A 12,505-nucleotide genomic window follows, 5' to 3' on the forward strand; every position below is an offset into this window, starting at 1 on the left:
TCCTTCTTAGTTAAACTGATTCATTGTATCAATAAATGAATGCCCTTCGAGAACAAAATTGATTGCTTGAACCGATTGATGAATACTTTCTTCTATTAAAGGTTGTGTTTCTTTACTAAAAGGACTAAGCACATGTGAAACCACCGTCTTTTTACCTTCGGGTCGACCAATCCCAACTTTTACACGATTAAAAATATTCGTATCCAAGTGAGAAATGATACTTTTCATTCCATTATGTCCGCCGGCACTTCCCTTTTGGCGTAAACGAATCTTTCCGACTGCCAAATCTAAATCATCATATACAACAATTAACTCTTCTGGATAAATACCAAAATAAGTCATTAACGGTCCGACCGAACGACCTGATTCATTCATGAAAGTTTGCGGTTTTACAAGTAAAATCTTTTCTCCCTTGTAAAAGAATTCTGCAACTTCCGCTTCAAAGGTATTTTTTTTAAATGTCGCTTGATGCTCTTTTGCAAGACGATCAACAACCATAAATCCAATGTTGTGTTTTGTTTGTTCATACTTCGTTCCAGGATTACCTAATCCTACGATCATTTTCATTTATTTATTCACCTAATTCTAAAGAACACAAAATGCTGGACAGCTAATCAGCAGTCCAGTTAAAAGGTTCATTCTTCTTTTTTATTTTTTAAAACAGTATAACACATAAACAGCTGTTTCGACTAAAACAGAATGTTTAATAAATGATAAAAATATTAAAAATTTCTTCAAAACTTAATGAAATCATTGGTTTCAAGAAATAGTGAAATAACGCACATGTAAGCTTTTACATATGATACAACCTTGTTATCTGTTATATTTCCTAGTCAAATAGCGTGACAGCAAGGCTGATCCGTGTTAGCATAGTCAAGGGAAAAACAAATCAATGGAAGGATTGATACACATATGACTGCAACTGCAGAAATTAAAGATCACAAAAAAGTTATTCTTGTTGGAGACGGTGCCGTAGGTTCTAGTTATGCTTTCGCTCTAGTGACTCAAAATATCGCTCAAGAAGTTGGAATTGTAGATATTAACACAGCTAAAACTGAAGGAGACGCATTAGACTTAACTGATGCTCTTGCTTGGACACAACCTAAAAAAATCTACTCAGCTACTTATGCAGATGCACATGATGCTGACCTTGTAGTTATCACTGCTGGTGCTCCACAAAAACCAGGTGAAACTCGTTTAGATTTAGTAAATAAAAACTTAAAAATTAACCGTGACGTTGTTACACAAATCGTTGAATCAGGTTTCAATGGTATTTTCTTAGTTGCTGCTAACCCAGTTGATATCTTGACTTACTCAACTTGGAAATTCTCTGGCTTCCCTAAAGAACGCGTTATCGGTTCAGGTACATCTCTTGACTCAGCTCGTTTCCGTCAAAAGATTGCTGAATTAGTTGACGTTGATGCTCGTAACGTCCATGCTTACATCCTTGGCGAACACGGTGACTCAGAATTCCCAGTTTGGTCACACGCAAACGTTGCTGGACTACAAATTTACGAATGGGTTAAAAATAACCCAGAAGTAGATGAAGAAGCATTAGTAAATATCTTCTTCGGCGTACGCGACGCAGCTTACACAATCATTGAGAAAAAAGGCGCTACTTTCTATGGTATCGCAGTTGCATTAGCTCGTATTACTCGTGCTATCCTTGATGACGAAAATGCTGTATTACCTTTATCTGTTTACATGGAAGATCAATATGGATTAAACGACATTTATATCGGCGCACCTGCTGTTATCAATGCTCAAGGTATCCAAAAAGTTATCGAAATTCCATTATCTGATGCAGAACAAGATCGTATGAATGCTTCAGCTAAACAATTAAAAGAAATTTTAGACCAAGCATTCGCAAACTTAGAAGACTAATTGAGTGCTTCTTCGTTAAAGTGAAACTTGTAGCCGGGACAATGTATGTCTCGGCTTTTTTATTATTTTGAAATAATTATCAAAAAAGATTTTGTTTAATTTTTTCCATAATGAATATTTAAACTTCGTCTTTTTAAATAAATTATGCTATGATGAACTCGATATGCACCCTATTCTATTATTCAAGGAGTTATCGTTCTATGACAAGATCTTCCCAACACAAAAAAAAGATACACATTGGCATTCTTTCAGCACTTGGTGTTCTGTTGATATTAGTCAGCTTTTATACCTTCCGCAGTACATATTACACAAGTCACTTCTTACCTCATACTGAGATCAACGAAATTGATGTAAGTAATATGACTGTTGATCAGGCAAACAAGAAATTAAAAGACACTTACTCTAATACAACTTTAGCAATTGAAGAAAATGGTAAAGTTTGGCAAGAAATCGCTAAATCAGAATTAGGTTATCGCGATGATTTTTCAGATGATTTAAGTAAACTCTTATCCAAGCAAAACGGTTGGACTTGGGGGATGACTTATGTTTCAGCAGCTGAAAAACAAGAAATTGATCCTGTTAGTCAAGATCATTCAAAACTAGACGCTACAATCGATACGCTGACAACAAAGCTAAATGATTTAAATAGTAATCGAAAGCAAACACAAGATGCTACCATCAAAAAAACAGATGACGGCTTCGCCATTACACCTGAAGTTAACGGTGATTCAATTGACGTAGACGCAACCGTAAAAGAAATCAAAGAAGTTGCTGCTACAAATGAAAAGCAAATTGACTTGAATGACTTTAAGCAAAAAGCTAAAGTTACTGCTGACGACAAAGAGCTAAATCAACAATTAACAGCTATGAACAATATTGCTAAAGTCAAAGCAACTTATAGCATTAATGGACAAACATTCCAAATTCCTACAAACGATTTAGCTAGCTGGCTGATTTATTCAGACGGCAAAATTGATTTAGATACTGACAAAATGACGCAATATGTGACTGAGCTAGGTCAAGAATATAATACAAGTACAAATGATACCGTGTTTAACAGCACAAAACGCGGCGAAGTAAATGTCCCAACAGGAACGTACAGTTGGACCATTCAAACAGAAGATGAAGTCGCAGCTCTAAAGAAACAAATTTTAGCTGGTCAAGATTTTACTCGCTCACCGATTGTTCAAGGAAGCACAACTGCTGATCATGCTTTAATTGAAGATACTTACATTGAAGTTGATTTACAAAACCAACACATGTGGTACTACAAAGACGGCAAAGTCGCACTTGAAACAGATATCGTTTCTGGTAAACCAACAACTCAAACCCCTGCTGGTGTCTTTTACGTTTGGAACAAAGAAACCAATTCCGTTCTAAAGGGAACCAACGATGATGGCACGCCATATGCAAGTCCTGTAGATTACTGGATGCCAATCGACTGGACCGGCGTCGGAATCCATGATTCTGACTGGCAGCCGGAGTATGGTGGCGAGTTATGGAAAACTCGTGGCTCACACGGTTGTATTAATACACCACCAAGTGTCATGAAAGAATTATTTGGAATGGTCGAAGTAGGTACGCCTGTTTTGGTATTCTAATACTCAAAAAGGAGTCAACGAACAAAATGTTCGTTGACTCCTTTTTATTTTTACATTTCAGCAGAAGTAAAGACCTCTGAGACATCATCGTCGTCTTCCAATTTATCGACTAGTTTATCTAATTGTTCGCGTTGCTCATCTGTTAATGAAATCATCGTTTGGGGAAACATTGTCAATTCAGCCTGGACAAAAGTAAATCCATCTTTTTCTAATTGATCACGAACAGCTACAAAATCTTCAGGTGCTGTGTAGATTTCAAATACTTCAGCTGAAGTTTGCAGATCTTCCGCTCCAGCTTCTAGCACATCTTCAAACATTGTCTCCTCATCTACTGCTAATCCTTCACGTTGAATGACCAAATAGCCCTTACGATCAAACAAATAATTAACGGACCCCGTTTCTCCCAAAGATCCTCCATTACGTGTAAAAGCTACGCGAACATTGGTTGCTGTTCGATTTCGATTATCTGTCAACGCATGTACCAAGATCGCTACGCCACCTGGACCGTACCCTTCGTACGTAATTTCATCATAATTTGCTTCATCTGCCGCAGTTGTCGCTTTTTTGATGGCACGTTCTACATTATCATTTGGCATATTAGCCGCTTTTGCTTTGTCTACCACTAAACGTAGTGCAGGATTCATTGTAGGATCAGGCCCACCTGATTTTGCTGCCATATAGATTTCTCGTGAAAGTTTTTGAAAAATTTTACCACGTTTTGCATCTTGGGCATTTTTTCTTCCTTGAATATTGTGCCATTTACTGTGTCCTGACATTTCTACTCCTCCTTTATGTTCACACTAATCATTTTAGACCCTCTGACAAAAAAAGCAATCTTCCAAATTTATAATTTCTTTTTCCAGCCTTTCACCAAAATACACAATAAAACAGCCGTCAATGCACCCATTGAGTCAAGCATCACATCTTGAAACATTGGCGATCTACCACCGGTCATCATTTGATGAAACTCATCTAGACCAGCATATCCTGTCGCCGATAACCATGCTAAAATTCCTGTTAACCACCAAATTTTTAGCTTAGGAAACACACCTAAGAACAAACTCCCCCCTAGAATAAAATATGTTCCAAAATGAGCTGCTTTTCGGATAAAAAACTCTACAAATTTGAAATAGCCTAAATGCTCAATACTCACTTCGCTTCCGCCATAATCAAAGCGAATCGTTGCGAATGTTTCTTTAAATGGCTGTGAAGAAAGCCAGCCTTCTAATCTGGAAACTTGTGACTGCTCTACATACGTTTGCGATGAACTATAAAATAATACAGCTACAATCAGCAAAGCAATGACCAAATAAAAGTTTCCATTTTTCATTTGTTTTTGGATTGAATTCATAAGTCACCTCTCCTACTTATCTTAGCTTTTTTTTTCGGAAACGACAATCTAAAAAAAGACTTCTTCTACTAGATAATGCTATACTAAATGTTGAACAAAAAATTGAAGGGAGATTTTTTATGAACTATTCATTAAACTGGGATCTTGACTCCATTTTTTCTGGGGGAAGCAATTCTTTAGCCTTAAATGAGCGTATGACTGAGCTTGAATCACAGATGGAAAACTATTATCAATTAGTTGGGAATTGGGAATTCACACCAGAAGACTTTGAACAACTACAAACCATTTTACAATTACAAGCAAAAATTTCTGATGGATTCACTCAATGTGACAGCTACATCACTGCATTATTATCTGCAAATGTAAACGATTCACAAGCGAAAATTTTATCTGGAAAACTTTATGCACTTCTTCCTCGACTACAGTCAGCAGAAACTGTCCTTTCGACAAAATTTGCAAAAATAAATGAAGAACACTGGCAAACACTAATCACAAATTCTAATTTTCAACTACTTGCGTTTCGTTTAAATGAACTTCGTCGTGATGGTGCGCAATTATTATCAGAATCTGAAGAAAATATTATCAATACATTATCACTTGATGGGTTAAACGCTTGGAGTAGTCACTACGATACCATCGTTGCCAGCATTAAGATTCCTTTTACTCAAAACGGTGAAACAGTTGAACTTTCCGCTGGACAAGCATTCAATAAAATGATGAGTGATCCTGATCAAGAAATTCGTAAAACATTATTTGTTGCTTGGGAAACAGCATGGAAAGAAAAAGCACCCCTATTTGGCGATACACTAAATCATTTAGATGGTTTCCGTCTCTCTACTTATAAGCTTCACGGCATTACTGATTATCTGCAAAAACCGTTAGAATACAATCGCTTGAAAAAAGAAACTCTTGATGTTATGTGGTCAACGATTGAGAAAAACAAACAACCTTTAGCAGACTATTTGACCCGAAAAGCAAATCTTTTTGGCAAAGAAAAAATGGAATGGCAAGATCAAGATGCACCAATCATTTTAGGCGACCTAGAAGAAAAAACATTTACCTTTGATGAAGCTGCGGCGTTTATCGTCGAAAACTTTAAAAAATTCAGTCCTAAAATGGCTGACTTTGCTCGATCAGCATTTGAAAAAAGTTGGATTGAAGCGGAAGATCGTCCAGGAAAACGCCCAGGTGGTTACTGTACTGAATTACCTGAAACAAAAGAATCAAGAATTTTCATGACTTATAGCAATTCTGTAAATGAGGTTGCTACCTTAGCACATGAACTTGGTCATGCCTTTCACAGTAGTACAATGTGGGATCTTCCTTCATTAAACCGTGAATATGCTATGAATGTAGCAGAAACTGCTAGTACTTTTGCAGAACTGATTGTAGCGGATGCTACCCTAAAAGCTGCAAAATCCAAAGAAGAGCAAATCAATTTACTAGATACTAAATTACAAAATGCGCTCGCCATGTTCATGAACATTCATTCACGTTTTATTTTTGAAAACAGTTTTTATACTGCTCGTCAAAAAGGATTAGTTTCTGAAGAAGAAATAACTTCGATGATGATTGACGCGCAAAAAGAAGGTTATCAAGATGCCTTGGCTAGTTACCATCCATATTTCTGGTCAGCAAAATTACATTTCTTTATTGATGATGTACCATTTTATAATTTTCCGTATACATTTGGCTATCTATTCAGTATGGGAATTTATGCTTATGCTAATCAAAAAGGCACAAATTTTGAACAAGAATACATTGATTTACTAAGAGATACAGCTTCAATGACTACAGAAGAGCTAGCTGAAAAACATCTTGGTGTTGATCTAACAAAACCAGATTTCTGGCAAGCCGGAATTGACATGGTTTTAGATAATATTCAACAATTCATGGAATTAACGGAAGAATTTGTTCAATAATTCTTTTAACACAAAAAACCTGAACGACTTTTCAATCCAAAAAGTTGTTCAGGCTTTTTATTTAAGTAAAAAAACAGAAAAGAGTTAGGCATCAGCCTAACTCTTTTATTTTTTCAATTAAAATTACATGCTAACTGCAAAGTCAGGTGCAAACCATTGAACTGAGCCAACTTTTACACTTTCACCTGGTTGAGGTGCATGGATGTATTGTCCGCCACCTAAAGCAATTGCTACGTGGTAAGTTCCACCAGCTGAACCCCAGAATAATAGGTCTCCTGCTTTAGCTTGAGAAACTGAAATTTTTGTTCCAGCTTGTTCTTGAGGAACAGTATAGCCACCGATGTCACGACCAGTTACTTGTAAGTATACATAGCGTGTGAAACCTGAGCAGTCAAATCCTGATGGAGTTTTTCCACCCCAAACATATGGTGTACCAATATATTTGTAAGCTTCTGCTACGATAGCTGAACCATTAACAGATGATGAACCACCAGTTGATGGAGGTGTAACAGGTTTAGATGGTGTAGTTGAACCATCGTTACCAGTATTTGAGTTTCCATTACCAGTACTTGGTGTTGTTGGTTCTTGAACTACAGGAGCTTCTGAAGAAGAATCTTCTGTTACAGGAGCTTCCGGTGTTGTTGATTCTTCAGGTGCTGAAGTTTCAGGTACTGTAGACTCTTCAGGTGTTGAAGTTTCAGGTACAGTTGATTCTTCAGGCGTTGAAGTTTCAGGTACTGTAGACTCTTCTGTTGCTGAAGATTCAGGCGTTGTTGATTCTTCTACTACTGAAGAATCAGATGTTGCTGCTTCTGAAGATTCAGATACTACAGTTGATTCAGTAGCTGTAGATTCAGAAACTGCTGTTTGTGCAGCAGCTTGAGCTTCTGCTTGTTCACGTGCTTCTTTTTCAGCTTTTTCTTGAGCTGCTTGTTGACGTGCTTGTTCTGCTAAACGTTCTTGTTCGCGAATACGAGCTTGTTCTGCTTCTGCTTCTGCTTTTTGGCGATTTAAATCAGCTTTCTTATCTTCAGCAGTTGCTTGTTCAGCAGCTAATGAAGTTTTCATTACGTTTAAGTCAGCTTGTGCAGATAAAAGATCACCTTTTTGAGCTTCTAAAGCTGCTTGGTTTTCAGCAAGTTCTTGTTGTTTTTGTTTGTTTTCAGCTTGTTTGTCTTCAACAGCTTTTTTATCTTCTTTTTGTTGTTCAATTAATTCATTGTTTGCTTTAACGATTGTTGTCATCGCATGAATACGACCAACAGCATCTGCAAATGAGTCTGCATCCATTACAGCATCAATGTAATTTGAGCTTGTATTTTTCACTTGTGCTTCACGCGCTTGATTTTGAATTGTATCTTGGCGTTTTTCAATACGTTCTTGTAAATCTGCAATTTCTTTTTCTAATTGTGCAGATTCATTACGTAAAGTTTCTTGTTTTGATAATAAATCTTGAGCTTGTGTGTTAATATCAGTAACTTGACTTTCCAAAGCATCAATTTGTGATTGTGCATCTAATTGTTGGTTTTGTAGGTCTGCAATTTTCTTATCTTGTTGTTGGATCTGTGAATCGAAATCATCTGCCGCGGCAGCGATCGGTGATGCTACGGCAGTTAAAGTCATTGAACAAACCATTACTGCTGATAATAAACTCTTTTTCACTCTTCATTCCTCCGACTGGCTTAATTTAATAAATATCTAAAAATATTTAAGTCTTTCTTAACGATAAGAAAATTGTACCATAGCTGTATGTCAGCGATATAATAGTTATGTTACAAAAATATTTCAAAATACATTTATAAAATGACAAAATTGTTAGAAAAGGAAATAGAAACAAAAAAAGAAATTATTCATCACTGAATAATTTCTTAAATGGAAATACAAAAATAGCAAAAATAATCATGTTCAACAGCAATGTTGGGCCTAAAAACTGGGTAATAAAATAATTCTTATTCACTATCGCAAGTTTAAAAATCAGCTGAATAATTAACGTAAATAGTTCATATCCAGTCACAAAAATAATCATACTAAAAAATTCGGTAAATATATTTGTATGAATAATTTGACTCATTGAGTACATGATAAAAACAATTAAGGGAAGTGCTACCGCATAAATACCAATTACACCAATATAATACATATCAAAAATGGCACCTAAGACGATTGTCGTAATTAACAGATATCTTTTTGAGAAGCTTAGACTACAAAATAGTAATGCCAGAATCAAAAAATGCGCATTTGCCATGTAGACACCTTTTGTCCACTCACCTAAAACTCTAGTTACCTGCCCATCCAAAAGCATAAGAAAGAACAGGATAACAGGTAGGTAATACTTCATCGTTTCTTTTTTCAGCATAAGCTACTCATCCTCCACTAATCGTTGGATGATTGTGACAACTGATAAGTCATACATCTGTGCATAAGGTTTGATATAAACTTCTCGATCTAAACCGTTACTGTCAGGTTTAACTTTTGTAACTGTCCCGATTGATAAGTTAGCAGGTGAATTACCTCCTAAACCAGATGTCTGTACAACATCGCCTTCCTTGATGTCTGTATCACCAGTCAATTGTGTTGCAACCAACGCTTGGTTTGCTTCATCATATCCTTTGAGCAATCCAAAAGCATTCCCGTTGGCAGAATTAATTTTTACCGGAAAATGATCTGAGCTTTCATTAGCTGAAGTTAATAACTCAACTTTGGAAGAAGCTGCATTTACCTCAACTATACGTCCAACTAAGCCTTTTTGTGACATAACAGCCATGTTTGGTTCGATACCATCTCTTGAACCTTTATCAACAGTCAACATGTCTTGCCAACTATCAGGTGAGCGAGTAATAACGTTGGCAGTGACTTTCTCATAACTGGTTAATGTTTGATTCAAATCAAGTTCTTTCTTCAATGACTCAATTTCTTTTTGATAATTTTTATTTTGCTGTGCTACTTCATCATAACTATCTAAACGCTCTTTTAGTCGCTCATTCTCAGAATAAGTAGAAAATAAATTATGCACAGAATTCACACCATTTCCGACCCATCTTGCTGGTGCGAAAACAGCTTTGTCAATAATAGCAACACTGTCGTTGACAACAGATTGAAATATATTAGTTTTTCCTTCATTTGCTCGTTGAGCAGCCGTTACACTTAAAATCGTCACCACAATAATGACAATAATCAACGTAATAATAATATTTTTATTGGGATTGAACTTCTTCACAAAGACACCTCGAATTAATTAGACTCTTGTTTTTAATTTTAGCACTAAACACCTTGAAACAAAAGGCAAGTTACTTCTCTTAATCTTTTTTTAGCAAATCTTTTTCACTATGCTTGCTTTAGTTATTCAAGTGTCCACGTTTGTGAAATTCTAGCCAAAGAAGTTCCTTAATCTTTGCTTTGAATTACAGCTATTACACCCGTTTCAAATGAAAATTTAGCTGTATCAGAAACAAATTCATTACTTGCATACGAAGTTGGCTGAGTAACAGTTGCATTTTCTAACTCATATTTGCTTTCTTTGATATCCAGATGGCTGACGGGCGTCAAACAGCAATAAGCCAAGTATTTCATTTCTGGTATCTTTTTGATTGAGTAGCTGCCTGGCAAGTAATAACTCAAATTATTTTGACGATCTGCCAAAGTCAAATGCTGAATATATGGCTGAAACCTTGGCTCCAGTCCTAACCACAAATTAGATAATAAATGATCCAAACGTCCACCAGTCGCACCTACTAAGGTATAATCTGCATCGGGATAGCGCTCGAATGTAGACACTAATGCTAATTGCGTGTCAGTATCGTCTTTTTCTGCTGGCGATTGAATAACCAGCTCTGCTTGTGAGAAAACATAAGTACGTTCTTCCTCATTTAACGAATCAAAATCACCTACAGCTAGTTCCAAAGAAAATCCTTGTTGCAATAAATATAACGCTCCACGGTCAATGCCAACATGATAGTCATACTCAGAGCCTGTTATCTCTGGCCATTCTTGTGGTGATCCGCCTGCTGCTAATAAAATTTTCATTTTAGCTCAAAGCCTCTTTGAGTTGATTAATTTGATGGATTGGATTTTCAGAGGCATAGATGTAAGATCCTGCTACAAAAACATCTGCTCCTGCCTCTTTACAAATTTTCGCTGTTTCCGGAACGATTCCACCATCAACTTCGATTGCGTAATGATAGCCATTTTCTTGGCGAAGCAAGTCTAATTCAGCAATTTTAACAACAGTTTCTTCAATAAAGCTTTGACCGCCAAAACCAGGATTTACCGTCATGACCAAGACCTGATCAACTATAGATAACACGTGCTGAATTGCTGAAACTGGTGTGCCAGGATTGATTACCACACCAGATTTCACTCCTAGATCATTAATCATTTGAACAGCACGATGAATATGTGGTGTTGATTCAGCGTGAACAGTAATGATGTCGGAACCAGCTTTTGCGAAATCTGTAATATAATTTTCTGGATTTACGATCATCAAATGAACATCTAAAGGCAATTTAGTCACTGGACGGATTGCTTGGACAACATTTGGTCCTAATGTAATGTTTGGTACAAATTGACCATCCATAACATCGACGTGGATGTAATCTGCTCCACCTTTTTCTACTAACTCAATATCACGTTGTAAGTTGGCAAAGTCTGCACTTAAGATTGATGGTGCTAATTTCATTTCATTTCCCCCTATTTTCTTTTGCTTTCTTTTTTATAAACAGGTCTGCGCTTTTCAACTTCTTGTAGAAATTGCAAATAGTTATCATAACGCGTTTGTGCAATTTCGCCATTTTCTACTCGGCGTTTGACCTCACACCCCGGTTCTTTCGCATGCATGCATTCACGGAAACGACAATGTGCAGACGCCTCAACAAATTCCGGAAATTGTTTTGGTAGCTCCGTTGCTTCAATCGTCAGAAAGTCAATCGAGCTAAAGCCTGGTGTATCAGCAACCAATCCATCATACAACGGAATCAATTCAACATGACGCGTAGTATGCTTCCCTCGACCAAGAGAATCTGAAATTTCTGCTGTTGCTAACTGTAATTCTGGCGAGATTTGATTAAGTAAAGTCGACTTGCCTGCCCCCGATTGCCCCATAAAAACAGTTAGCTGCTCTGGAAAGTAACGAATTAATTCATCTGTATCTCCTGATTGCTTCGGTACTATAACTGGATAACCAATTTTTTCGTAGGTTTCTTTAATCTCTTTAATTTTGGGATCATTCGGTGCTAAATCTGTCTTTGTTAGAAAAATAATTGGTCGAATCATTTCATACTCAAGCATCACTAAAAAGCGATCAAGTAAATTCGCTGAGAAATTTGGTTCAACTAAACTGGTTACGATTACACCTAAATCAACATTCGTCACCGGCGGTCTTACTAATTGATTTTTTCGTGGCAAAATTTCCAGCAAATAACCATCTGTTTTATTTTCACTTTCAAAAATGACTTGGTCACCAACTAATGGACTAATTTTTCGATTACGAAAATTTCCTCTTCCTCGTGTTTGGTAGGTTTCCCCATCGGCATAAACATAATAAAAACCACTGATTGCTTTTCTAATTTGTCCTCTGATTTGTGCCACCTCCGTTTTTTATTTATTTTAACACAGGAAAAAGAATTCTTATGCCTTTACAAGTAAACTTATTAAACTCTAGAAAATTTATTTTTACATTTTTCTACAAAAAAAGAATTATGTCATTAGTTTTTCACTAACAACATAATTCTTTTGTGCTTAGTTAAGTCACA

At 36.4% G+C, this 12,505-nt stretch carries 12 protein-coding genes; 3 read left to right on the forward strand and 9 right to left on the reverse strand.

The genetic code is table 11. From position 1 onward, the window contains the following. Positions 1-6: 6 nt before the first annotated feature. On the reverse strand, positions 7-567 hold the full coding sequence (gene pth / locus AB3I20_RS08835) for an aminoacyl-tRNA hydrolase (protein WP_368027183.1): 561 nt from the start codon (positions 565-567) through the stop codon (positions 7-9). A 345-nt stretch (positions 568-912) separates the two neighbouring features. On the opposite strand from pth, the gene AB3I20_RS08840 reads away from it, so the two are divergent. Together AB3I20_RS08840 and AB3I20_RS08845 are read left to right on the forward strand one after the other, a co-directional pair. Further along, a complete protein-coding gene (locus AB3I20_RS08840) occupies positions 913-1,884 on the forward strand; it encodes an L-lactate dehydrogenase (protein ID WP_067484713.1) in 972 nt (323 codons plus the stop codon). A 200-nt stretch (positions 1,885-2,084) separates the two neighbouring features. Continuing rightward, positions 2,085-3,485 carry a L,D-transpeptidase family protein gene (locus AB3I20_RS08845; protein WP_067484712.1) on the forward strand — a complete coding sequence of 467 codons (1,401 nt, stop codon included), beginning with the start codon at positions 2,085-2,087 and terminating at the stop codon, positions 3,483-3,485. Positions 3,486-3,535: 50 nt separating this feature from the next. Here the strand turns inward: AB3I20_RS08845 and AB3I20_RS08850 are convergent, their stop codons facing one another. Next, positions 3,536-4,261 carry a YebC/PmpR family DNA-binding transcriptional regulator gene (locus tag AB3I20_RS08850; RefSeq protein ID WP_067484711.1) on the reverse strand — a complete coding sequence of 242 codons (726 nt, stop codon included), beginning with the start codon at positions 4,259-4,261 and terminating at the stop codon, positions 3,536-3,538. Positions 4,262-4,329: 68 nt separating this feature from the next. After that, positions 4,330-4,836 (reverse strand): VanZ family protein, encoded by a 507-nt coding sequence (locus tag AB3I20_RS08855; RefSeq protein ID WP_071869029.1) that lies wholly within the window; start codon positions 4,834-4,836, stop codon positions 4,330-4,332. A 119-nt stretch (positions 4,837-4,955) separates the two neighbouring features. On the opposite strand from AB3I20_RS08855, the gene AB3I20_RS08860 reads away from it, so the two are divergent. After that, positions 4,956-6,758 (forward strand): M3 family oligoendopeptidase, encoded by a 1,803-nt coding sequence (locus tag AB3I20_RS08860; RefSeq protein ID WP_368027184.1) that lies wholly within the window; start codon positions 4,956-4,958, stop codon positions 6,756-6,758. A 123-nt stretch (positions 6,759-6,881) separates the two neighbouring features. On the opposite strand, the gene AB3I20_RS08865 is transcribed toward AB3I20_RS08860, so the two are convergent. From AB3I20_RS08865 to rsgA, 6 genes are all read right to left on the reverse strand, one after another. Then, positions 6,882-8,420: an NlpC/P60 family protein gene (locus AB3I20_RS08865; RefSeq protein WP_067484704.1), complete on the reverse strand. Its 1,539-nt coding sequence runs from the start codon at positions 8,418-8,420 to the stop codon at positions 6,882-6,884. 184 nt (positions 8,421-8,604) lie between these two features. Next, positions 8,605-9,114: a rod shape-determining protein MreD gene (mreD, locus tag AB3I20_RS08870; RefSeq protein ID WP_067484702.1), complete on the reverse strand. Its 510-nt coding sequence runs from the start codon at positions 9,112-9,114 to the stop codon at positions 8,605-8,607. A gap of 3 nt (positions 9,115-9,117) precedes the next feature. Continuing rightward, positions 9,118-9,975 (reverse strand): rod shape-determining protein MreC, encoded by an 858-nt coding sequence (gene mreC / locus AB3I20_RS08875; RefSeq protein ID WP_067484700.1) that lies wholly within the window; start codon positions 9,973-9,975, stop codon positions 9,118-9,120. A gap of 167 nt (positions 9,976-10,142) precedes the next feature. Continuing rightward, on the reverse strand, positions 10,143-10,781 hold the full coding sequence (locus AB3I20_RS08880) for a thiamine diphosphokinase (protein WP_067484698.1): 639 nt from the start codon (positions 10,779-10,781) through the stop codon (positions 10,143-10,145). Between the two features lies 1 nt (position 10,782). Beyond that, entirely contained in the window at positions 10,783-11,433 is a 651-nt protein-coding gene (gene rpe, locus AB3I20_RS08885) for a ribulose-phosphate 3-epimerase (RefSeq protein WP_067484696.1), read from the reverse strand. Positions 11,434-11,444: 11 nt separating this feature from the next. Further along, positions 11,445-12,341 carry a ribosome small subunit-dependent GTPase A gene (gene rsgA, locus AB3I20_RS08890; RefSeq protein ID WP_067484694.1) on the reverse strand — a complete coding sequence of 299 codons (897 nt, stop codon included), beginning with the start codon at positions 12,339-12,341 and terminating at the stop codon, positions 11,445-11,447. Between the last annotated feature and the right edge of the window lie 164 nt (positions 12,342-12,505).

The organism is Enterococcus sp. C50, from assembly GCF_040887505.1.
Classification (GTDB): Bacteria; Bacillota; Bacilli; order Lactobacillales; family Enterococcaceae; genus Enterococcus_B; species Enterococcus_B thailandicus.

What these genes read in the sequence shown, in the direction of transcription:
- pth (WP_368027183.1), bottom strand. Translation starts at nt 567, where the DNA reads ATGAAAATGATCGTAGGATTAGGTAATCCTGGAACGAAGTATGAACAA.
- AB3I20_RS08845 (WP_067484712.1), top strand. Translation starts at nt 2,085, where the DNA reads ATGACAAGATCTTCCCAACACAAAAAAAAGATACACATTGGCATTCTT.
- AB3I20_RS08850 (WP_067484711.1), bottom strand. Translation starts at nt 4,261, where the DNA reads ATGTCAGGACACAGTAAATGGCACAATATTCAAGGAAGAAAAAATGCC.
- mreD (WP_067484702.1), bottom strand. Translation starts at nt 9,114, where the DNA reads ATGCTGAAAAAAGAAACGATGAAGTATTACCTACCTGTTATCCTGTTC.
- AB3I20_RS08855 (WP_071869029.1), bottom strand. Translation starts at nt 4,836, where the DNA reads ATGAATTCAATCCAAAAACAAATGAAAAATGGAAACTTTTATTTGGTC.
- rpe (WP_067484696.1), bottom strand. Translation starts at nt 11,433, where the DNA reads ATGAAATTAGCACCATCAATCTTAAGTGCAGACTTTGCCAACTTACAA.
- AB3I20_RS08880 (WP_067484698.1), bottom strand. Translation starts at nt 10,781, where the DNA reads ATGAAAATTTTATTAGCAGCAGGCGGATCACCACAAGAATGGCCAGAG.
- AB3I20_RS08840 (WP_067484713.1), top strand. Translation starts at nt 913, where the DNA reads ATGACTGCAACTGCAGAAATTAAAGATCACAAAAAAGTTATTCTTGTT.
- AB3I20_RS08860 (WP_368027184.1), top strand. Translation starts at nt 4,956, where the DNA reads ATGAACTATTCATTAAACTGGGATCTTGACTCCATTTTTTCTGGGGGA.